Below are 21473 nucleotides of genomic sequence, written 5' to 3' on the forward strand. Positions count from 1 at the left end.
GTTCATCAGACCTTTTTGATCGCGGTTTTGCCAAACAGGCCTGCAGGTTTTACAGCCAGCACGAGCAACAGCAGGAGCAGTCCGGGGACTTCCTTGTAGCCGGTCGAGATGTAGAACCCCGTGACGGTTTCAGCGATGCCGAGGATCAGGCCGCCGACAATGGCTCCCATGCCCGAGGTCAGGCCGCCGATGATGGCCACGGCGAATGCCTTGAGGCCAAGCGCTGCACCCATGGTTGCACCGGTCAGTGTCAGCGGCGCCACCAGCACGCCGGCGAAGGCGGCGGTTGCCGAAGACAAGGCGTAGGAGAAGGTGATCACCACGCTGGTGTTGATGCCCATCAGGCCGGCGGCGTCACGGTCGTTGGAGGTGGCGACCACGGCCTTGCCGTAGATCGACTTGCGGTTGAACAGCTCGACGGCGAGCATGATGGCCAGCGCGCCGACCACCACCAGCACCTGCATCGGTTGCACGTTGGCGCCGAAGATCTGGAACGGAGAACCCGACAGCGGGCTCGGGAACGGCAAGTCGTCCTTGCCCCAGATGTTTTCCGCGACGTTCTTGAAGATGATCGCCAGCGCAATGGTCGACATGATCCAGCCGAATTCGGACTTGATCTTGATGGCCGGACGCACGCCGATCCATTCGACGAAGACGCCTTGCAGCGCGCCGAAGACCAGCACGATCGGGATCATCAGCCAGTAGTTGAGATAGGGACCGCCGTGTATGTTGCCGACCACGGACAGGCCGACCAGCGAACCGAGCATCAATGCCTCGCCCTGGCCGAAGTTCAGTGTGCCGGAGGTGGCGAAGGTCAATTGATAACCGAAGGCGATCACCGCGTAGATCATGCCTAGCGCGATGCCGCTGAAAACCAGCTGTAACAGAATATCCATTATTTCTACCCAAGAAGCGGCTGCCATTGAATGGCGGGTTGAGTGCGCCGGGATCTTTTGCGTCGTATGGCGGTGAGGAATTATGCAACCCGGGCCTGCTTATGCATATGCGTACAAGTACGCATATGCTCGCTACGCCCTGCCCGGCTTCGCTTTCGCGTTGCCCGACGTTGAACACACGGCCCGTTCAGCCGATGTGGTTTCGACGTCGCTGCGACATTTCCGTCACTTCCGATACAAGTTAAAAGATCGTCAACAGACTCTGCGAAAAAGGCCAGTCCCCGGATCGCAAGGACTGGCCTTTATGCTTTAACGACAAATTACGTCGCCGTCAGACTTATTTGCCGAGTACGACGCGGCCGTTTTTGACTTCACCCATCACGACCATGTTGGCCTTGATGGCTTCGTGATCGTCACGCGTGAATGGCTTGTTGTACGTGGTGACAACGCCTTCAATCTTGGTGTTCAGGCTTTCCAGCGCGCCGCGGACTTTTTCGCCATCGGTGGAGCCGGCTTGCTTGATCGCTGCGGCCAGCAACAGGATCGAATCGTAGCCTTGGGCAGCGGACACAGCCGACGGCATGCGGTCAACCTTGTAAGCCTTTTGGTAGGCTTCGATGAAGGACTTGCGCTTTGGCGTGTCGCCATCCTGGATGAAGGTTTGCGGCATGCGTGCGCCGTTGCCGTTCTTGCCGGAATTGTCGATGAAGTTGCCCATCGACAGCGGCCAGCTGCCGATGATAGGCACGTGCCAGTTCAGCTTTTCCATGCCGTTGGCGATTTGCGCCAGTTCAGGACCGATACCGTAAGTCAGCACGACTTGCGCGCCGCCTTGCTTCGACTTCAGCAACTGGGCCGTCATGTCGACGTCTTTGAGGTTGTATTTTTCGATGGCGACAGGCGTGATCTTCTTGGCGGCCAGGGCCTTTTCCAGATCTTCACGTCCCAACTGACCGTAGTTGGTCGAGTCGGCCAGAATCGCGACCTTGGTGTACTTTTGCTTGTCGATGGCTTCATCAGCCAGCATCTTGGCCTGGATCGCGTCGTTGGCCGAAGTGCGGAAGATGTAATTGTCCTTGTCCTTCTCGAACTGCTTGGTGACCACGGAGCCGGTAGCGACGTTAGTGATCACGGGGATCTTGGCTTCCTGGTAGAAGCGCTGCGAAGCCAGCGCCACGCCGGTATTGGCGTAACCCACGGTGGCGACGACTTTTTCCTTGTTGATCATCTCTTGTGCAATCTGCACGCCGCGCTCATTCTTGGCTTCATCGTCGCGCTCGACCAGTTGGACCTGGCGGCCCAACAGACCGCCGGCGGCGTTGATTTCAGCCACGGCCAGCTTGACGCCGTCGCGCATGGAGACGCCCATCGGAGCGGAACCACCGGTGAACGGGCCGGACACGCCAATCTTGATCGGGTCGGCAGCTTGGCTGGAAAGGGAAAGGCTCAGCAATGCTGCTGCAACCAGAGCTTGGGTCTTGTAAGTCATTTGTCTTCCTCCTGGGTTTAATTATGTGGCCAGACCATCTTGTTGTGGACTAACTCTCCTCTGTTGCGGGTTCTCCGCAGCATCGGTATCGGGGCTGATTCTGTCGCATTTACCTTTCTCGAAACTTACAAACCTGTCAGGGTCTGTCGGATGCTTTCGGGTAGTGGAACCGATTTTTCTTGCTTGAAATTAACCCACACGATCTTTGCGCCGCCCTCAGCATAAATGATTTCCGGCTGATCGACACGCCGGATTTCATAGGTAGTTTCCACACTGGAGCGGCCGGGAGGCTGTGCGTACATGCGGATTTCGATGTCGGCGGGATACTTGAGCTGGCGCAGGAAGCTGCAATGCGCATTGACGATCACCGGGCCCAGCCCGTCGGCGGCCAAGCCGACGCCGATGGTTTCCAGCCACTCGATGCGGGTCTGCTCCATGTAGCGGAAATAGACGGTGTTGTTGACGTGATTGAAGGCGTCCATGTCGCCCCAGCGCACATCCATGCGCGAGGTATGAATCAATATCTTGTCGGTCATTCGGTGGCGTGCCTTTCGTTGGGCGCTAAAGCGATTCATCCATTGTTGAATTTATTTCATCTTTCTTGGGGGCGTAGAATCCCTCCCCCCATCCATTCCTTGCAATTTCGGCTCATGAGGTAGTGAGTCCATTTCCATACTTATAAAAGGGAAATCACATAAAATACTTGGCATCGCGAACATATTTGCGTTGCAGACTAGCATTCTCTCGCAAAATATTGAACAATAGCACGATCGTTCGCAAAAATATTCCAACCAAAAAACCATACGGGACACTCCATGACTCAACCTCAAGACTTGCTGGCGCAATACGGCCCGCGCGAAGCAATGGAATACGACGTCGTCGTTGTCGGCGGCGGCCCGGCCGGCTTGTCGGCGGCCATCCGCATCAGGCAGCTGGCGGCGGAAGCCGGCAAGGAAGTCTCGGTCTGCGTGCTGGAAAAAGGCAGCGAAGTCGGCGCCCACATCTTGTCCGGCGCGGTCATGGATCCGCAGGCGATCACCGAACTGTTCCCCAACTGGAAAGAACTCGGCGCGCCGCTGAACACCGAAGTCACCGAAGACCGCTTCCTTTTCCTCTCCGCCAGCAAGGCATACAAGACCCCGTCCTGGATGCTGCCAGCCTGTTTCCAGAACCACGGCAACTACGTCATCTCGCTGGCCAACGTGACCCGCTGGCTGGGCCAGCAGGCTGAAGCGCTGGGCGTGGAAATCTTCCCCGGCTTCGCCGCTGCCGAAGTGCTCTACAACGACGACGGCTCGGTCAAGGGTGTCGCCACCGGCAACATGGGCGTGGACCGCCACGGCGAGCCGACCGGCGCCTTCCAGCTGGGCATGGAGCTGCACGCGAAGTACACCTTCTTTGCCGAAGGCGCGCGCGGCCATCTGGGCAAGCAACTGATCGCCAAGTACAAGCTCGACGCCGGCCGTGATCCGCAGACCTACGCCATCGGCATCAAGGAAATCTGGGAAATCGATCCCAAGCTGCACAAGCCGGGCCTGGTGGTGCACACCGCCGGCTGGCCGCTCGACAGCGGCACCTACGGCGGCTCCTTCCTGTATCACCTGGAGAACAACCAGGTCGCGGTCGGCTATGTGGTCGGCCTGGCGTACGAGAATCCCTATCTGTCGCCGTACGAAGAATTCCAGCGTTACAAGACGCATCCGGAAATCCGCAAGTTCTTCGAAGGCGGCAAGCGTCTTGCCTACGGCGCGCGTGCGATTACCGCCGGCGGCTTGCAATCGTTGCCGAAGCTGACCTTCCCGGGCGGCGCGCTGATCGGCTGCGATGCGGGCTTCCTGAACGCATCACGCATCAAGGGCAGCCATGCGGCGATCAAAACCGGCATGCTGGCCGCAGAAGCTGTCTTTGAGGCTTTGGGCAATGATCGCCAGTTCGACGAACTGACGGCGTATAGCGCTGCGTTTGAAAAGTCCTGGCTGCACGAAGAATTGCACAAGGCGCGCAACTTCAAGCCGTCAATGAGCAAGGGCTTATATACCGGCACGCTGCTGGTGGGCATCGATCAGGTGCTGTTCGGCGGCAAGGCGCCGTGGACGCTGCATCACACGCACGCCGACCATGAATGCCTGAAGCCGGCGGCCGACTTCACGCCGATCGCGTATCCGAAGCCGGACGGCAAGCTGACCTTCGATCGCCTGTCGTCGGTGTTCATCTCCAACACCAACCATGCGGAGGACCAGCCGGTCCACCTGACGCTGAAAGACCCGTCGGTGCCGGTCGGCATCAACCTGGCGAAGTATGCCGGTCCGGAAGCGCGTTACTGCCCTGCCGGCGTGTATGAGTTCGTGAAGAACGATGACAATACGGACCGCTTGCAGATCAACGCGCAGAACTGCGTGCACTGCAAGACCTGCGACATCAAGGACCCGACGCAGAACATCGTGTGGGTGACGCCGGAGGGCGGCGGCGGGCCGAATTATTCGAACATGTAATCGGCTTTTTTACCGCAAATAAAAACGGCGCTTCGATCAAACGAAGCGCCGTTTTTGCTTTAGCGTGACCGCCACAGCGAGGCAGCCGGATTTCATTTAGTATGACCGTTCCCATAAGACCACCTTCGCTTACGAGGACCATAAAAATGATTCGGAGACTTGCCCTGGGCATCATCGCTCCCCTGCTGCTTTCATCTTCCCTGCTGCCCGCCGCGGCGCACGCCGCCGGCTATCCGCAACAACGCGAAGCCGACTGGATTGCACCTTCCTTCACTTTTCATACCGGCGAGACGCTGAACAATTTCAAACTGCACTACATCACCGTCGGCGATCCGGCCCATCCGGCGGTGCTGCTGTTGCACGGCACTTACCGCAGCGGAGCCGACATGGTCGCCAAGGATTTTGCCGGCGAGATGCTGGGTCCGGGACAGCCGCTCGATGCGAGCAAGTACTACGTCATCATGCCGGACGCGATCGGCGTCGGAAAATCGGCCAAGCCGTCAGACGGACTCCGCACGAAATTCCCGCAATACAATTATGCCGACATGGTGCTGGCGCAATACCGGCTGGTGACCGAGGGCCTCGGCGTCAAGCATCTGCGCCTGGTGATGGGCAATTCCATGGGCGGCATGCAGACCTGGATGTGGGGAGAAACCTATCCGGCGATGATGGATGGGCTGGTGCCGATGGCATCGCAACCGATCGAGATGGCGAGCCGCAACTGGATGATGCGACGCATGCTGGTCGAATCGATCAAACAGGATCCGGCCTGGAACGGCGGCAACTACACTACGCAGCCGCCGTCGCTACGCCTGGCCAACACCATGTTCGGCATCGCCACTGCCGGCGGCACCCTTGCCTATCAGGCGCTGGCGCCGACGCGCGCGCAGGCCGACAAGATCGTGGATGACCGGCTCGCTGCCCCCGTGACGGCCGATGCCAACGATTTCATCTATCAATGGGGATCGTCGGCTGACTTCAATGCCATGCCGAATTTGACGCGCATCCAGGCGCCTCTGCTGGCGATCAATGCAGCTGACGACGAGCGCAATCCGCCCGAAACCGGCACGATGACGGCGGCGCTGAAGCAACTGAAGAACGCGGAGCTGTATCTGATTCCGGCGAGTGCGGAAACGCGGGGGCATGGAACGACCAGTTTTTCAAAATTCTATGCACGGCAAGTCGGCGACTTTCTGAAAGCGCTGCCGTCACGCTAAGTCCCGCTGCATTCCAAATGCAAAAAAGGCTTCGATCGATATCGAAGCCTTTTGTTTTTGCGACATGCGCGAACAAAAGATCAGGCGCTTGGCAAGGTCCATTGTCCGTTGATGATTTTTTCCAGCCAGAAGGCGCCGATGACCGTCTTGACGTCGGTTACCTTGCCCAGTCGGACTTGCTCCAGCAACTCCGACAGCGGCGCCTTGTAGATGTCGAGGAATTCGCCGTCGTCGAGCTTGCGCTCACCTGCCGTCAAGCCGCGCGCCAGATAGATGTCCAGGTGCTCGTCGGAGTAGGCAATCGCATTGTGGATGGTGCAGACGAATTGCCAGTCGGTGGCGGTGTAGCCGGTTTCTTCCTGCAGCTCGCGCTTGGCGCAGGCCAGATGATCTTCGCCGGCGTCGATCTTCCCGGCCGGGAATTCGATGAAGACCTGGTCGAGCGGATAGCGGAACTGACGCTCCAGCAGCACCGAGCCGTCGTCGAACAAGGGCAGGATCACCACGGCGCCGGGATGACGAATGTGTTCACGTACCGACTGCTTGCCGTCCGGCAGGCGAATCGTATCGCGCTGAACCTTGAGGAAGTGTCCTTCGTAGACCAGTTCACCGTCTACCTTGATTTCATTGAGATGTGCGTCTGGATGTTTGTCCATGGGAGATCAGGCAATCAATAAGCGTGGATGGAAGAAGAAAAGCTTGTGGCCGCCGCATGCATGCATGCCACAGGATCGCGCAGCTCAGGCGTGGCTCTTGCGCAGGTAGCGCACGACGTAGCCCGGATACGCCAACACCAGGAACAGACAGCCGGTGACGGCATAAAATTCCCAGCGCTGGGCAAAGGCGTTGCCGATATTGGCTTCGAACAAATGCGCGATCGCGCCGACGATGAAATACAGGGCCACCAATTCAAGCAAGCGCACCCATACCGGCTTGCGGTAATCGGGCGACTTGCTCAGGGGGATCAGCGCGAACAGCTGCTGATTGAAGAAAGGCAGGTTGGCGGCCAGGACCGCCAACACGATGACACACCAGCTCAGTAGGGAGACGTTCACCGGCGGCTTCGCTTTATGTTGCGATGACTTTGCTGAGGAATGTCGCCAGCGTGGTGACGATGGCGTTGGTGCAGGCATCCATCAGGTGGCCGGGCCACAGACCGAGGCCCAGCGCTGCGATACCGTTCAGGCTCAATGCAATGCGCACGTCGAAGCTGGCGGTGATCTTGCCGCTGTCGGCAGGATCATCGAAGTACATGTTCTTGATCACGCGCAGGTAGTAGAACGCGCCAACCAGCGAGAACACCACTGCCAGCACTGCCAGCCAGATCTGGCCGGTACCCAGCACCGCTTGCAGCACCGACAGCTTGGCGTAGAAGCCGACCATCGGCGGAATACCCGCCAGCGAGAACATCAGCACCAGCATGATGCCGGCGAACCATGGGCTGCGTTGATTCAGCCCCTTGAAATCGTCGAGCGTGTCGGCTTCGAAACCGGAGCGCGCCATCAGCAGGATCACGCCGAAGGTGCCCAGCGTGGTCAGCACATAAGTAATCGCATAGAACAGCGACGAGCTGTAGGCGTTGACGGCCTGGAACAGGTTGCCGTCGACTACGCCCGACATCATGCCCAGCAACATGAAGCCCATGTGCGAGATGGTCGAGTACGCCAGCATGCGCTTGATGTTGGTCTGCGCAATCGCCGTCACGTTACCGACGATGATCGACAGCACGGCCAGCACCATCAGCATTTGTTGCCAGTCGATCGCCAGCGGCAACAGGCCTTCGACCAGAATGCGGAACACCATGGCGAACGCAGCCAGCTTCGGCGCGCCGCCGATCAGCAGCGTCATCGGCGTCGGTGCGCCATGGTAGACGTCAGGCACCCACATGTGGAACGGCACGGCTCCCAGCTTGAACGCCAGGCCTGCCACCACGAACACGATGCCGAATACCAGCACGTTGCGGTCGACGGTGCCCGAGACAATGGCGCGGAAGACGTCGTTCAGTTCCAGCGATCCGGTGGCGCCGTAGAGCATCGAGATGCCGTACAGCAGGAAGCCGGAAGCCAGCGCGCCGAGGATGAAGTACTTCATCGCCGCTTCGGTCGAACCGACGTTGTCGCGGCGCAGGGCGACCAGCGCGTACAGCGACAGCGACATCAGTTCCAGGCCGAGGTAGATGGACAGGAAGCTGTTGCCCGAGATCATGACCATCTGGCCCAGCAGCGCAAACAGCGCCAGCGCGTAGAACTCGCCGCCGAGGTGGCCGCCGCCGACGATGCCGCGATCGGAGTTGTATTGACGACCGTAAATCAGCGTCAGGCCGATAGCCAGGTAGGAGAACAGTTTCAGCAGGCTCGAGAGCGGATCCGAGACGAACATGTTGCTGAAGGTGTAGACCGTTTCGCCGCTTGCATAGTTGGTGAAGGTCAGCACTGCGCAGACTACCAGCGCCAGCAAGGACAGCACGTAAGTAATGACGCGCTTTGCATCCGGCAAAAACATATCGATCAGCAGGATTACGGAGGTCGCAATCAGCAGAAATATTTCCGGATAGACAGGGATCAGATTCATGTTGTTCATTTAGTTACCGCTTAGTTTCGTCCGCGTATTTTGTCCGCTTACCGTTGCCGCCGTTTTCAGCCGGGCCCGCACTTCGCCTGCCCTGCCTGTTTCGAAACGTCGTATCGAATTGCTTGCCGGCGTCGGCGCTGCACACTGCAGCAGCACCGATGCCTTGTTACTTTAGTTACTGATCAATTGCCGATCTTGGAGACCGACACGTGTTTCAACAGATCGCTGACCGAAGTCTGCATCGTGTCCGTCACCGGCGCCGGGTACAGACCCATCACCAGCACCGCGATCGCCAGCAGGCCGAGGATGAAGAATTCGCGTTTGTTGACGTCGGTCAGTTCTTCCACGTGGTGATTGGTTACCGCGCCGAAGATCACGCGCTTGGTCAGCCACAGCGAGTAAGCCGCCCCCAGGATCAAGGCAGTTGCCGACAGCAGGCCGATCCAGAAGTTGAACTTGACCGCGCCCAGGATCACCATGAATTCACCGACGAAACCGGAGGTCGCAGGCAGACCGCAGTTGGCCAGCGAGAACAGGATGAAGAAAGCGGCGAAGCGCGGCATCTTGTTGACCACACCGCCGTACTGGGCGATTTCACGGGTATGCATGCGGTCGTACAGCACGCCGATACACATGAACATCGCGCCCGACACGAAGCCGTGGGAAATCATCTGTGCGATACCGCCCTGCACCGCCATGTCGTTGAACATGAAGAAGCCCAGCGTGACGAAGCCCATGTGGGCGATCGACGAGTACGCCACCAGTTTCTTCATGTCCTGCTGCACCAGTGCGACCAGGCCGATGTAGATCACGGCAACCAGCGACAGCGTGATCATGAAACCGGACAGCGCGTGGCTGGCGTCAGGAGCGATCGGCAGCGAGAAACGCAGGAAACCGTAAGCACCGAGCTTGAGCATGATCGCAGCCAGCACGATGGAGCCGCCGGTAGGCGCTTCCACGTGGGCGTCAGGCAGCCAGGTATGCACCGGCCACATCGGCACCTTGACCGCGAACGCCATCAGGAATGCGAAGAACAGCAGTTTTTGCTCGATCATCGACAGCGGCAGCTGATGCCATGTCGGGATTTCGAAGCTGCCGCCGGACACGATGTACAGGTAGATCAGCGCGATCAGCATCAGCAGCGAGCCGAGCAAGGTGTACAGGAAGAACTTGAACGCTGCGTACACGCGGTTGGCGCCGCCCCACACACCCACGATGATGAACATCGGGATCAGGGTCGCTTCGAAGAACACGTAGAACAGCATGCCGTCGAGTGCGGAGAACACGCCGATCATCAGGCCCGACAGGATCAGGAACGCGCCCATGTATTGGCCGACGCGCTTCTGGATGACTTCCCAGCCGGCCAGCACCACGATCACGGTGATGAAGGCCGTCAGCGGGATGAACCACAGCGACAGGCCGTCAATGCCGAGGAAATAGCTGATGTTGAAACGATCGATCCAGGGCGTCTTCTCGACAAACTGGTAACCGTGCGCGGCGGCATCGAAATGCAGTACCAGCGGGATGGTTACCAGCAGGCTGACGACGGCGCCGAGCAGCGCCAGCCAGCGCGCGACGGATGGATTGTCGTCGCGACCCACGGCCAGGACGAGTATGCCAAACGCGACCGGACACCAGATCGCAAGGCTAAGGAGAGGAAAAGTTGACTGCATCATGGTTGTTATCTTCTTACAGCTTATTTGCCAAACGGAAACGGCATGAACCAAACCAGGAAACCCAGCACCCCGATAATCATCACGAACGCGTAATGGTAGATGTAACCGGATTGCCACAGGCGCGTGACTTTCGAGAACCAGTTGACGACCTTGGCGCTGCCGTTGACGACCAGGCCGTCGATCAGGCCCTTGTCGCCCACTGTCCACAGGCCGGTGCCCAGCATGCGCGCACCGCCGGCAAACACGACATCATTGAACTTGTCCATGTAGTACTTGTTGTCGAGCAAGGTGTAGATCGCGCTGAACTTGTCCTTGAACCAGGCCGGGACGCGCGGATTGACCATGTAGAAGTAGTACGCAGTCGCCACCCCGGCAATCGCCAGCCACAGCGGCGCCGACGTCAGCGAATGCACCGCCATCGCGATCGGACCGTGGAACTCATGCGCCAGCTCTTCGAGCGCCTTGTGGTTTTCACCGACAAAGATCACGTTCTTGAAGAAATCGCCGAAGACCAGGGGCGAGATCGCGAAGAAACCGATGATGACCGATGGAATCGCCAGCAAGATCAGCGGCAGCGTCACCACCAGCGGCGACTCGTGCGGTTTCTGCCCCGGGGCCAGGCCGTGATGCTCGTGATCGTCGTGGGCATCGTGTGCACCATGAGCATGGTCGTCATGCGCACCGTGTGCAACAGCTGCAGCTGCAGGAGCGTGATGGTCATCGTGGCCATGTGCATCGGCCTTGCCGAAACGCTCTTCGCCATGAAACACCATGAAGTACATGCGGAACGAATAGAACGCGGTCACGAACACGCTGGCCAGCACGGCGAAGTAGGCAAAACCGGAACCCGCCAGATGCGATTCGGCGGCTGCTTCGATGATGCTGTCCTTCGAATAGAAACCGGAGAAGAACGGTGTACCGATCAGCGCCAGCGAACCCAGCAGCGATGTGATCCAGGTGATCGGCATGTACTTGCGCAGGCCGCCCATGTTGCGCATGTCCTGGTCATGGTGCATGCCGATGATCACGGAACCCGCACCGAGGAACAGCAACGCCTTGAAGAACGCGTGGGTCATCAGATGGAACACGGCGACCGAATAGGCCGAGGCGCCCAGCGCGACCGTCATGTAACCGAGCTGCGACAGTGTCGAATATGCCACCACGCGCTTGATGTCGGTCTGCATGGTGCCGAGGAAGCCCATGAACAACGCGGTGATCGCGCCGATCACGAGGATCACGGACAAGGCGGTGTCGGACAATTCGAACAGCGGCGACATGCGGGTCACCATGAAGATGCCGGCGGTCACCATCGTCGCCGCGTGGATCAGTGCGGAAATCGGGGTCGGGCCTTCCATCGAATCAGGCAGCCAGACGTGCAGCGGGAACTGGGCAGATTTACCCATCGCGCCGACAAACAGGCAGATACATGCCACGGTCAGCAGCATCCAGTCGGTTCCCGGCAGCGTCAGCTGGGCCAGCTCGCCGCGCTTGGCGAACACTTCGCCGTAGTTCATGGAACCGGCATAGGCCAGCAACAGGCCGATGCCCAGGATGAAGCCGAAGTCGCCGACGCGGTTGACCAGGAAGGCCTTCATGTTGGCCTTGATCGCGGTCGGACGGGTGTACCAGAAACCGATCAGCAGGTAGGAAACCAGGCCCACTGCTTCCCAGCCGAAGAACAATTGCAGGAAGTTGTTGCTCATGACGAGCATCAGCATCGAGAACGTGAACAGCGAGATGTACGAGAAGAAGCGGTTGTAGCCGTCATCGTCCTTCATGTAGCCGATGGTGTAGACGTGCACCATCAGGGACACGAAAGTCACCACGCACATCATCATCGCGGTCAGGCTGTCGACCAGGAAGCCGACTTCCAGCTTCAGGCCGGCCACGGTCATCCAGGTGTACAGCGTGCCGTTGTAGGTCGCACCATCGACTACCGCCAGCAAGGTCTGGACGGAAATGATCAGTGCGATCAACACGCCGAGGATGGTCGCCGTGTGCGAAACCTTGCGGCCGACTACATTGCCGAAGAACTTCGTCCCGAGCAGGCCTGCGATCGCAGAACCGGCCAACGGCGCCAGTGGAACGGCTAAAAGAAGATGTGGGTTAAGTTGCCCCGCCATGATGAACCTTATCGCTATTTGGGTTCTCCTCGAATCGGGAAGACTCTCGGAGAACGCCCATCTTTAAATGAAATTTAAATTCAATCTACATGCACTGCGAACGTTTCAATGCGCACTACAGCTCAAACGTGTTTATCCCTTGAGCGTGTCCAGGTCTTCCACGTTGATGGTGTCCAGGTTGCGGAACAGCACCACCAGAATGGCCAGGCCGATTGCGGACTCCGCAGCGGCGACTGTCAGGATGAAGAACACGAAGATCTGTCCTGCCGCATCGCCGAGATAATGCGAGAAGGCAATGAAGTTCATGTTCACCGCCAGCAGCATCAGTTCGATTGCCATGAGCAACACGATGACGTTCTTGCGGTTGAGGAAAATGCCCACGATCGAGATCGCGAACAGGATCGCGCCGAGAATCAGGTAATGCGAGAGCGAAAGAGTCATGATTGCGCGCCCCTTATGATTGTTTTTCCGCGCCCGATGCCTGAGCATCGTCGCCGGTGTTGCCGTTATTACGGGTGGATTCGGACTTCATCTTGACCAGGCGAACGCGATCGGTGCTCTTGACCTTGACCGCTTCGGCCGGCGAGAAGTACTTGCTGTCCTTGCGGCGACGCAGCGTCAGTGCCACGGCGGCCACGATGGCGACCAGCAGGATCACGGCAGCAACTTCAAAGGCGTAGACGTATTCGGTGTAGATCAGCATGCCCAGCGCCTTGGTGGTGCCGATGGTGTTCGATGCTGCAGGCACTTGCGCTTCCGGCGCCCAGAAGCTGCGCAACAGGACCGCAGCCATCTCCAGCACGATGATCACGCCGATGGTCGCGGCAAGCGGGAAGTATCCCCAGAAGCCCTCTCGCATCTTGTCGAGATTGATGTCCAGCATCATCACCACGAACAGGAACAGCACCATCACCGCCCCGACATAGACAAGCACCAGCACGATGGCGAGGAATTCCGCCTTCAGCAACATCCAGATGCCGGCCGCCGAAAAGAAGGCCAGCACGAGGAACAGGGCCGCATGCACCGGGTTGCGGGCCGTAATGACGCGTAATGCGGCGAGCACGAGGACCACCGAAAACGCATAGAACAAGACAGTTTTAAATTCCATAATCAACCAAAAAGTTGGCTAAACCAGCATCAGATCATTCGATCGCCCGATCCATCGATCGGGCTACCCAACAAGCTTCAGATCCGATCATCTCAGCGGTAAGCGACAAACGGCGAACCGTCATGCCGTCCCGAACTCAATCAACGATATGCAGCGTCTGCGGTACGTGCAGCGGCAATTTCATTTTCGTAACGATCACCAACGGCCAGCAGCATTTCCTTGGTGTAGTACAGATCGCCGCGCTTTTCACCGTGGTATTCCAAGATGTGCGTTTCAACGATCGAGTCAACCGGGCACGACTCTTCGCAGAAGCCGCAGAAAATGCACTTGGTCAGATCGATGTCGTAACGCGTGGTGCGGCGCGAGCCGTCGTCACGCTGTTCCGATTCGATCGTGATCGCCATCGCCGGGCAAACCGCTTCGCACAGCTTGCAGGCGATGCAACGCTCTTCACCGTTCGGATAGCGACGCAAGGCGTGCAGGCCGCGGAAACGCGGCGACTGCGGCGTTTTCTCTTCCGGGAACTGAATCGTGATCTTGCGCGCGAACAGGTAACGGCCGGTCAGGGCCAGGCCCTTGAACAGCTCCCGCAACATCAGGCTGCCGAAAAAATCCTTAATAGCTTCCATGCTTCTCACCTCAGCCTTTACATTACTTCCAAATATTCCACGAGGTCTGCATCCAGGTCGCAACGATCACCAGATACACCAATGTCAGAGGAATGAACACTTTCCAGCCCAGACGCATGATCTGGTCATAGCGGTAACGCGGGAACGATGCGCGCACCCAGATAAACAGCGACACAACGAAGAAGGTCTTGATGCCCAGCCAGATCCAGCCCGGAATGAAGTCCAGCACGCTCAGCGGCGATGCCCAGCCGCCCAGGAACAGCAGCGCGGTCAGGATCGAAATCAGCCACATGTTGGCGTATTCGGCCAGGAAGAACATCGCGAAGGACATGCCCGAGTATTCGATCATGTGACCGGCCACGATTTCGGATTCGCCTTCGACCACGTCGAACGGATGGCGGTTGGTTTCAGCGATGCCCGAGACGATGTAGATCACGAAAATCGGCAGCAGCGACAGCCAGTTCCACGACAGGAAACCGACGCCGTGGTCGGCGAAGTAACCCTTGCCCTGGCTGGTGACGATGTCGATCAGGTTCAGGCTGCCGGACACCATCAGCACGATGACCAGGCAGAAGCCCATCGAGATTTCGTACGACACCATCTGCGCCGAAGCGCGCATGGCGCCAAGGAACGCGTACTTCGAGTTGGACGCCCAACCGGCGATGATCACGCCGTAGACTTCCATCGAGGTAATCGCCATGACGAACAGCAGGCCGGCATTGACGTTGGCAATGACCGCTTCAGGTCCGAACGGGATCACCGCCCAGGCGGCCAGCGCCGGCATGATGGTCATGATCGGTGCGATGAAGAACAGCACCTTGCTGGCGCGCGCCGGCGTGGTCACTTCCTTGAAGATCAGTTTCAGCGCATCGGCGATCGGTTGCAGCAGACCCAGCGGACCGACACGATTAGGGCCGAGACGAACGTGCATCCAGCCGATCAGCTTGCGTTCCCACAGCGTCAGGTAAGCGACGCAGCCCAGCAACGGCACCATCACGACCAGAATCTTCAGCAGGCTCCAGACAAAGGTCCAGACATACGGCCATGCCGTACCCAGATACGTGGGGCCGACTGCGTTGATGTTGGCAATCAGTTGATCCATTACGCTTTCTCCACAACGATTGCGCCGAACATGCTGCCCAGATCAGCGGTGCTTGCATGGGCGGCCGCCACACGTACGACATTTTCCGGCAAGTTCTTGTCGATGCCTGCAGTCAGCAACGCGCTGCCCTGCCCTTGCTTGACGCTTACGCGATCGCCTGCGGCGATGCCGAGTTTCTGCGACAAGGCTGCCGACAGCCATGCCTTCGGCGCCTGGCCGTCTTGCGTTTGCAGCAGCGCCGGCGAACGGCGTGCGATGGCATCGGCAAAATGGATAGGCACGTCGGCCAGGCGTTCCAGCGCGCCGTTGGCGGAAATGTTACCGACTTGCGGCGCCAGCTTGGCGATGTTGTTCAGGCGAGCGGACAGATCGGTTTCAGCGCCGATGATTTCGGTGCGAATCGATTCCGAGGTTTCGTAGTCGAAATTTGGCAGACCGAGCAGATTGCCCAGGACGCGCAACACCTTCCATGCCGGACGAGCGTCGCCCAGCGGCTTGACGGTGCCGTTGAAGCTTTGTGCGCGGCCTTCGGCATTGACGAAGGTACCGGCTGTTTCAGTGAATGGCGCGATCGGCAGCAACACGTCGGCGTAATCGGCGCCGTGTTTGAATGCCGACATCACGACGACCATTTCAGCTTGTTTCAGCGCCGCGGTGGCAGCCTGCGAGTCGTGGCTGTCGAGTTCCGGTTCGGCGTTCAGCAGCAGGTAAGCCTTGCGCGGTTGTGCGAAAGCTTGCAGCGCGTTGGCGCCGTCCTTGCCGGGAATCGCGTTGGCGAGGTAACCGCCGACGGCGTTGCCGCCTTCAGTCAGGTAACCCAGCTTGGCGCCGGTCTGTTCGGCGATCCATTGTGCGGCGGCGTGCAGTTGCGATGCTTGCGGATGTTGCGCAGCGGCGTTGCCCAGCAAGACCGCCTTGGATGCACCCGACAACAGGCTGGCTGCGGTCTGCTTGGCTTCCGGCGAGATTTCGATGTTTTCGAAACCGGCCGGTGCTGCGACGCCCTTGGCTTGCGCCACGGCGGCAACGATGCCGCTCAGCGCCGCCAGCCATGCGGACGGTGCTGCGATGATCTTGTTGGCGACCGGCATCAGCAGGTCGTCGTCGGCAGCGTGCAGGACGCTGATCTTGGCGCCGCTCTTGACTGCCTGGCGCAGACGCGCGGTCAGCAGCGGATGATCCTTGCGCAGGAACGAGCCGATGATCAGGGCGCGGTTCAGTTCGGAGAACTCAACGATGGACATGCCCAGCCATGGATTGACCTGGTGGTCCAGCGCGAAGTCGGATTGACGCAGGCGGAAATCGATGTTTTCGGAACCCAGGCCGCGCACGACTTTTTGCAGCAATGTCAGTTCTTCCAGCGTCGAGTACGGTGTACCCAATGCAGCGATGGCGCTGGCGCCGTGTTCGTGACGGATGTTGCGCAGGCCGTGTGCGACGTATTCCAGCGCAACTTGCCATTCGACTTCCTGCCACTTGCCGTCCTGCTTCAGCATCGGCTTGGTCAGACGCTCTTCGCTGTCCAGTGCTTCGTAGGCGAAACGGTCCTTGTCGGAAATCCAGCATTCGTTGATGTCTTCGTTTTCCAGCGGCAGCACGCGCATGACCTTGCCGCCCTTGACCTGAACGATCAGGTTGGCGCCGAGGCTGTCGTGCGGGCTGACCGATTTGCGGCGCGACAATTCCCAGGTACGCGCGGCATAGCGGAACGGCTTCGACGTCAGCGCGCCGACCGGGCACAGATCGATCATGTTGCCGGACAGTTCGGAGTTGACGGTATTGCCGACGAATGTGGTGATTTCGGAGTGCTCGCCGCGACCCAGCATGCCCAGTTCCATGACGCCGGCGACTTCCTGGCCGAAACGCACGCAACGTGTGCAGTGGATGCAACGATTCATTTCCTTCATGGAGATCAGCGGGCCGACATCCTTCGGCGGCACGACACGCTTTTCTTCTTCGTAGCGCGAAGAAGAGCTACCGTAACCGACGGCCAGATCCTGCAGCTGACATTCGCCGCCCTGATCGCAGATCGGGCAATCCAGCGGATGATTGATCAGCAGGAATTCCATGACGCCTTTTTGCGCCTTGACCGCCTTGTCGCTGGCGGTGCGCACGATCATGCCGGCCGTGACCGGAGTCGCACAGGCAGGCAGAGGCTTCGGCGCTTTTTCAACGTCGACCAGACACATGCGGCAGTTGGCCGCAATGGATAATTTTTTGTGATAGCAAAAATGAGGAATGTAAGTGCCGACCTTGTTGGCAGCATCCATAACCATGCTGCCTTCTTGCACTTCAACTTTTTTGCCGTCTATTTCGATTTCAACCATGGCTTTTTGCCCAAGCTAAGTATTCTTTTGACCTTGAAGACATGCGCTCGGCCTTGTCGCCGATTGCATGTCTTGCCGTGCTGCCTAACGCTATTCGTTACGCTATGCGTTAAATATAAGCTGGCACCGAGCAATGCTTGTGCTCGATGTGGTACTCAAATTCTTCGCGGAAGTTCTTGATGAAAGCACGCACCGGCATTGCCGCCGCATCGCCCAGCGCGCAGATGGTGCGGCCCTGGATGTTGTCGGCAACCGAATTGAGCACATCGAGGTCTTCCAGCTTGCCGTGGCCGTTTTCGATACGCTCCACCATGCGGTACATCCAACCGGTGCCTTCGCGGCACGGCGTACATTGACCGCAGGATTCTTCGTAGTAGAAATATGCCAGGCGCAACAGAGATTTGACCATGCAGCGTGTTTCGTCCATCACGATGACCGCGCCTGAACCCAGCATCGAGCCGGCCTTGGCAATGGCGTCGTAATCCATGGTGGTTTCCATCATGACGTCGCCGCGAATCACCGGAGCGGACGAGCCGCCTGGGATGACCGCCTTGAGCTTCTTGCCGCCGCGCATGCCGCCGGCCAGTTCCAGCAAAGTCGAGAACGGTGTGCCGAGAGGGATTTCGTAGTTGCCCGGACGTTCGACGTCGCCCGAGATCGAGAAGATCTTGGTGCCGCCGTTGTTCGGCTTGCCGATGTCGGCGTACGCTTGTGCGCCGATCTTGAAGATGAACGGAACAGCAGCGAAAGTTTCGGTGTTGTTGATCGTGGTCGGCTTGCCGTACAGGCCGAAGCTGGCCGGGAACGGCGGCTTGAAGCGCGGCTGGCCCTTCTTGCCTTCGAGCGACTCCAGCAGCGCAGTTTCTTCGCCGCAGATATAGGCGCCGTAACCATGGTGGCCATGCAACTGGAAGTTGAAACCGGTACCGAGAATGTTGTCGCCCAAAAAGCCCGCAGCGCGTGCTTCTTCCAGCGCTTCTTCAAAACGCAGATACGCGTCGAAGATTTCGCCGTGGATGTAGTTGTAGCCGACCGTGATGCCCATTGCGTAGCCGCCGATGATCATGCCTTCGATCAGCGAGTGCGGGTTGTAGCGAATGATGTCGCGATCCTTGAATGTGCCCGGTTCGCCTTCGTCGCTGTTGCAGACCAGGTACTTTTGCCCTGGGAACTGGCGCGGCATGAAGCTCCACTTCAGGCCGGTCGGGAAACCCGCGCCGCCGCGACCGCGCAAGCCCGAGGACTTGAGTTCTGCGATGACTTGTTCAGGAGTGATGTTTTCAGTCAGGATGCGCTTGAGCGACTCATAGCCGCCACGCTTGACGTAATCCGCCAGGTGCCAGTTCTGGCCATCCAGATCCGCCAGAATCAGCGGCTTGATATGACGATCGTGCAGACAAGTCATTTCTTCAGTTCCTCCAGCAGCGCGTCGATCTTGTCGTTCGACATCCAGCTGCACATGCGGTGGTTATTGACCAGCATGACAGGTGCGTCGCCGCAAGCGCCCATGCATTCGCCTTCGACGATCGTGAACTGACCGTCAGCGGTGGTTTCCTTGTAGCCGACACCGAGCGTGTGCTTCAGGTGATGCGCCGCACGGTCGCCGCCCGACAGCAGGCATGGCAGATTCGTACAGACGGTGATCTTGTGCTTGCCCTGCTGGCTGGTATTGAACATGTTGTAGAACGTGGCGACTTCCTGCACGGCCACCGCAGGCATGCCGATGTAGTCGGCAATTTCCTGTTGCAGCTCGGCAGGCAGCCAGCCGTGTTCGACCTGCGCAATGCGCAGCGCGGACATGACTGCCGACTGGCGTTGATCCGCCGGGTATTTCGCGAGTTCGCGATCGATTTTCTTTAGAGCGTCTTGACTTAACAGCATATCGTTGGCCATCCGTGCGCATGGTTCTTTGAGAACCCGCGCGGGTTTATCGGATATTCCCCAGAACCTAATGGGTTTTCAAAAACATCCAGTGACCGGGTTACCGGTCGATTTCACCAAACACAATGTCTTGCGTACCGATGATGGTTACGGCATCGGCAATCATGTGGCCCTTGGCCATCTCATTGAGACTCTGCAAATGCGCATAGCCCGGCGCGCGGATCTTCATACGGTAAGGCTTGTTGGCGCCGTCCGACACAAGGTAGATGCCGAACTCGCCCTTCGGATGTTCAACCGCTGCATATGTCTCGCCCGGCGGCACGTGGAAGCCTTCGGTGAACAGTTTGAAGTGGTGAATCAGGTCTTCCATGTTGGACTTCATGTCCACCCGTGGCGGCGGTGCAATCTTGTGATTGTCGATGATGACCGGACCCGGGTTGTTGCGCAGCCACTCGACGCATTGCCTGATGATGCGGTTCGACTGGCGCATTTCTTCCACGCGCACCAGGTAGCGGTCGTAGCAGTCGCCGTTCTTGCCGACCGGGATGTCGAAATCGAGCAGGTCGTAGACTTCGTACGGTTGCTTCTTGCGCAGATCCCATTCGATGCCCGAACCGCGCAGCATCGGCCCGGAAAAGCCCATTGCCATCGCGCGTTCCGGCGAAACCACGCCAACCCCGACCAGACGCTGCTTCCAGATGCGGTTGTCGGTCAGCAGTGTTTCGTACTCGTCGACGTATTTCGGGAAACGGTTGGTGAAGTCTTCAATGAAGTCCAGCATCGAGCCCTGGCGGTTTTCATTGAGTTGCTTGATGGCCTTGTCGTTGCGGATGATCGATGCCTTGTACTGCGGCATTGTTTCCGGCAGGTCGCGATAGACGCCGCCCGGACGATAATAGGCAGCATGCATGCGCGCGCCGGAAACGGCTTCGTAGCAATCCATCAGGTCTTCGCGTTCGCGGAACGCATACAGCAGCACGCCCATGGCGCCGACGTCCAGACCGTGCGCGCCGATCCACATCAGGTGGTTCAGCAGACGGGTGATCTCGTCGAACATGACGCGGATGTACTGGGCGCGCAGCGGCACTTCGATGCCGAGCAGCTTCTCGATGGCCATGACGTAGGCGTGCTCGTTGCACATCATCGACACGTAATCGAGGCGGTCCATGTACGGAACCGACTGCAGATAGGTTTTTTGCTCGGCCAGCTTTTCGGTGCCGCGATGCAGCAGGCCGATATGCGGGTCGGCGCGCTGAATGACTTCGCCGTCCAACTCCAGCACCAGGCGCAGCACACCGTGCGCGGCCGGATGCTGTGGACCAAAGTTCAGCGTGTAATTCTTGATTTCAGCCATTATTTAATCCCGTAGTTTTCTTCACGAATGACACGCGGCGTGATTTCACGCGGCTCAATCGTTACGGGTTGATAAATCACACGTTTCTGTTCGGCGTCGTAACGCATTTCGACATAGCCGGACACCGGGAAGTCCTTGCGGAACGGGTGACCGATGAAGCCGTAGTCGGTGAGGATGCGGCGCAAGTCGTCATGGCCGTCGAACAGGATGCCGTAGAAGTCGAAAGTCTCGCGCTCGTACCAGTTGGCGGCGGACCAGATGTTCATGACCGAAGCCACCAGCGGCAGCTCGTCGTCGGGAGCAAAAACGCGCACGCGAACGCGCCAGTTATGCGTCAGCGACAGCAGATGCGAGACCACCGCGAAACGCGGGCCATCCCAGACGCCGTCGCCGTACGTCGAGTAGTCGACGCCGCACAGGTCCATCAATTCTTCGAAACGGGTATCGGCGTGATCGCGCAGAACGCGCATCGCCGAGAGATAATCGGCGGACTTGACCACTACAGTGATCTCGCCCAAAGATACTGTCAAATTCTGAAGATACCCTCCAAGCGCATTGCGCAAGGCAGCTTCGAGAGTTTCCAATTTTGTCGTCATACTGACCCTTCC

19 protein-coding genes are annotated in these 21473 nt (G+C 58.7%); 2 read left to right on the forward strand and 17 right to left on the reverse strand.

Annotation, left to right across the window (positions count from 1 at the left end; all coding sequences use genetic code 11):
- Positions 1-5 precede the first annotated feature (5 nt).
- The 3 genes from DXT88_RS17320 to DXT88_RS17330 form a co-directional block, all read right to left on the reverse strand.
- Positions 6-896: a branched-chain amino acid ABC transporter permease gene (locus tag DXT88_RS17320; protein WP_265215292.1), complete on the reverse strand. Its 891-nt coding sequence runs from the start codon at positions 894-896 to the stop codon at positions 6-8.
- Between the two features lie 337 nt (positions 897-1233).
- Complete coding sequence (locus DXT88_RS17325) at positions 1234-2385, reverse strand: ABC transporter substrate-binding protein (protein WP_016834071.1); 1152 nt, start codon at positions 2383-2385, stop codon at positions 1234-1236.
- A 125-nt stretch (positions 2386-2510) separates the two neighbouring features.
- Positions 2511-2921, reverse strand: a complete 411-nt coding sequence (locus tag DXT88_RS17330; RefSeq protein WP_016834070.1) for an acyl-CoA thioesterase — start codon at positions 2919-2921, stop codon at positions 2511-2513.
- 279 nt (positions 2922-3200) lie between these two features.
- Here DXT88_RS17330 and DXT88_RS17335 point away from each other — a divergent pair, with 279 nt between their 5' ends.
- Both DXT88_RS17335 and DXT88_RS17340 read left to right on the forward strand, forming a co-directional pair.
- Positions 3201-4877: an electron transfer flavoprotein-ubiquinone oxidoreductase gene (locus DXT88_RS17335; protein WP_265215295.1), complete on the forward strand. Its 1677-nt coding sequence runs from the start codon at positions 3201-3203 to the stop codon at positions 4875-4877.
- A 146-nt stretch (positions 4878-5023) separates the two neighbouring features.
- A complete protein-coding gene (locus DXT88_RS17340) occupies positions 5024-6094 on the forward strand; it encodes an alpha/beta fold hydrolase (RefSeq protein WP_265215297.1) in 1071 nt (356 codons plus the stop codon).
- Positions 6095-6174: 80 nt separating this feature from the next.
- Here the strand turns inward: DXT88_RS17340 and DXT88_RS17345 are convergent, their stop codons facing one another.
- From DXT88_RS17345 to DXT88_RS17410, 14 genes are all read right to left on the reverse strand, one after another.
- Positions 6175-6750, reverse strand: a complete 576-nt coding sequence (locus DXT88_RS17345) for an NUDIX domain-containing protein (protein ID WP_265215299.1) — start codon at positions 6748-6750, stop codon at positions 6175-6177.
- An 84-nt stretch (positions 6751-6834) separates the two neighbouring features.
- Complete coding sequence (locus DXT88_RS17350; protein ID WP_265215301.1) at positions 6835-7149, reverse strand: DUF2818 family protein; 315 nt, start codon at positions 7147-7149, stop codon at positions 6835-6837.
- A gap of 13 nt (positions 7150-7162) precedes the next feature.
- Positions 7163-8674: an NADH-quinone oxidoreductase subunit NuoN gene (gene nuoN / locus DXT88_RS17355; protein ID WP_265215303.1), complete on the reverse strand. Its 1512-nt coding sequence runs from the start codon at positions 8672-8674 to the stop codon at positions 7163-7165.
- Between the two features lie 173 nt (positions 8675-8847).
- Complete coding sequence (locus tag DXT88_RS17360; RefSeq protein ID WP_029363018.1) at positions 8848-10341, reverse strand: NADH-quinone oxidoreductase subunit M; 1494 nt, start codon at positions 10339-10341, stop codon at positions 8848-8850.
- A 20-nt stretch (positions 10342-10361) separates the two neighbouring features.
- Complete coding sequence (nuoL, locus tag DXT88_RS17365; protein ID WP_265215306.1) at positions 10362-12464, reverse strand: NADH-quinone oxidoreductase subunit L; 2103 nt, start codon at positions 12462-12464, stop codon at positions 10362-10364.
- Positions 12465-12596: 132 nt separating this feature from the next.
- The gene (nuoK, locus tag DXT88_RS17370; protein WP_016832380.1) at positions 12597-12905 is read right to left on the reverse strand and encodes an NADH-quinone oxidoreductase subunit NuoK; all 309 of its coding nucleotides are present in this window, start codon (positions 12903-12905) and stop codon (positions 12597-12599) included.
- Positions 12906-12918: 13 nt separating this feature from the next.
- The gene (locus DXT88_RS17375; protein ID WP_029363016.1) at positions 12919-13572 is read right to left on the reverse strand and encodes an NADH-quinone oxidoreductase subunit J; all 654 of its coding nucleotides are present in this window, start codon (positions 13570-13572) and stop codon (positions 12919-12921) included.
- Between the two features lie 140 nt (positions 13573-13712).
- A complete protein-coding gene (nuoI, locus tag DXT88_RS17380) occupies positions 13713-14201 on the reverse strand; it encodes an NADH-quinone oxidoreductase subunit NuoI (RefSeq protein WP_016832378.1) in 489 nt (162 codons plus the stop codon).
- 22 nt (positions 14202-14223) lie between these two features.
- Positions 14224-15303 (reverse strand): NADH-quinone oxidoreductase subunit NuoH, encoded by a 1080-nt coding sequence (nuoH, locus tag DXT88_RS17385; RefSeq protein WP_016832377.1) that lies wholly within the window; start codon positions 15301-15303, stop codon positions 14224-14226.
- The gene (nuoG, locus tag DXT88_RS17390) at positions 15303-17630 is read right to left on the reverse strand and encodes an NADH-quinone oxidoreductase subunit NuoG (protein ID WP_265215311.1); all 2328 of its coding nucleotides are present in this window, start codon (positions 17628-17630) and stop codon (positions 15303-15305) included. Before nuoG ends, nuoH begins: the two co-directional genes overlap by 1 nt.
- A gap of 109 nt (positions 17631-17739) precedes the next feature.
- Positions 17740-19035, reverse strand: coding sequence for an NADH-quinone oxidoreductase subunit NuoF (gene nuoF / locus DXT88_RS17395; RefSeq protein WP_016832375.1), 1296 nt, complete (start codon positions 19033-19035; stop codon positions 17740-17742).
- On the reverse strand, positions 19032-19523 hold the full coding sequence (nuoE, locus tag DXT88_RS17400) for an NADH-quinone oxidoreductase subunit NuoE (protein WP_016832374.1): 492 nt from the start codon (positions 19521-19523) through the stop codon (positions 19032-19034). Before nuoE ends, nuoF begins: the two co-directional genes overlap by 4 nt.
- A gap of 88 nt (positions 19524-19611) precedes the next feature.
- Positions 19612-20865, reverse strand: a complete 1254-nt coding sequence (locus DXT88_RS17405; protein ID WP_016832373.1) for an NADH-quinone oxidoreductase subunit D — start codon at positions 20863-20865, stop codon at positions 19612-19614.
- On the reverse strand, positions 20865-21461 hold the full coding sequence (locus DXT88_RS17410) for an NADH-quinone oxidoreductase subunit C (protein ID WP_029363015.1): 597 nt from the start codon (positions 21459-21461) through the stop codon (positions 20865-20867). Before DXT88_RS17410 ends, DXT88_RS17405 begins: the two co-directional genes overlap by 1 nt.
- Positions 21462-21473 lie beyond the last annotated feature (12 nt).

Origin of the sequence: Herbaspirillum lusitanum (genome assembly GCF_026127345.1) — a bacterium.
GTDB classification, from domain to species: domain Bacteria; phylum Pseudomonadota; class Gammaproteobacteria; order Burkholderiales; family Burkholderiaceae_D; genus Herbaspirillum; species Herbaspirillum lusitanum.

Excerpts from the sequence above, each read along its gene's own strand:
- DXT88_RS17335 (WP_265215295.1), top strand. The coding sequence starts at position 3,201 with ATGACTCAACCTCAAGACTTGCTGGCGCAATACGGCCCGCGCGAAGCA.
- DXT88_RS17330 (WP_016834070.1), bottom strand. The coding sequence starts at position 2,921 with ATGACCGACAAGATATTGATTCATACCTCGCGCATGGATGTGCGCTGG.
- nuoH (WP_016832377.1), bottom strand. The coding sequence starts at position 15,303 with ATGGATCAACTGATTGCCAACATCAACGCAGTCGGCCCCACGTATCTG.
- nuoK (WP_016832380.1), bottom strand. The coding sequence starts at position 12,905 with ATGACTCTTTCGCTCTCGCATTACCTGATTCTCGGCGCGATCCTGTTC.
- DXT88_RS17405 (WP_016832373.1), bottom strand. The coding sequence starts at position 20,865 with ATGGCTGAAATCAAGAATTACACGCTGAACTTTGGTCCACAGCATCCG.
- DXT88_RS17410 (WP_029363015.1), bottom strand. The coding sequence starts at position 21,461 with ATGACGACAAAATTGGAAACTCTCGAAGCTGCCTTGCGCAATGCGCTT.
- DXT88_RS17320 (WP_265215292.1), bottom strand. The coding sequence starts at position 896 with ATGGATATTCTGTTACAGCTGGTTTTCAGCGGCATCGCGCTAGGCATG.
- nuoF (WP_016832375.1), bottom strand. The coding sequence starts at position 19,035 with ATGACTTGTCTGCACGATCGTCATATCAAGCCGCTGATTCTGGCGGAT.
- DXT88_RS17325 (WP_016834071.1), bottom strand. The coding sequence starts at position 2,385 with ATGACTTACAAGACCCAAGCTCTGGTTGCAGCAGCATTGCTGAGCCTT.
- nuoN (WP_265215303.1), bottom strand. The coding sequence starts at position 8,674 with ATGAACAACATGAATCTGATCCCTGTCTATCCGGAAATATTTCTGCTG.
- DXT88_RS17345 (WP_265215299.1), bottom strand. The coding sequence starts at position 6,750 with ATGGACAAACATCCAGACGCACATCTCAATGAAATCAAGGTAGACGGT.
- DXT88_RS17340 (WP_265215297.1), top strand. The coding sequence starts at position 5,024 with ATGATTCGGAGACTTGCCCTGGGCATCATCGCTCCCCTGCTGCTTTCA.
- DXT88_RS17360 (WP_029363018.1), bottom strand. The coding sequence starts at position 10,341 with ATGATGCAGTCAACTTTTCCTCTCCTTAGCCTTGCGATCTGGTGTCCG.
- nuoL (WP_265215306.1), bottom strand. The coding sequence starts at position 12,464 with ATGGCGGGGCAACTTAACCCACATCTTCTTTTAGCCGTTCCACTGGCG.
- nuoG (WP_265215311.1), bottom strand. The coding sequence starts at position 17,630 with ATGGTTGAAATCGAAATAGACGGCAAAAAAGTTGAAGTGCAAGAAGGC.
- nuoE (WP_016832374.1), bottom strand. The coding sequence starts at position 19,523 with ATGGCCAACGATATGCTGTTAAGTCAAGACGCTCTAAAGAAAATCGAT.
- DXT88_RS17375 (WP_029363016.1), bottom strand. The coding sequence starts at position 13,572 with ATGGAATTTAAAACTGTCTTGTTCTATGCGTTTTCGGTGGTCCTCGTG.
- nuoI (WP_016832378.1), bottom strand. The coding sequence starts at position 14,201 with ATGGAAGCTATTAAGGATTTTTTCGGCAGCCTGATGTTGCGGGAGCTG.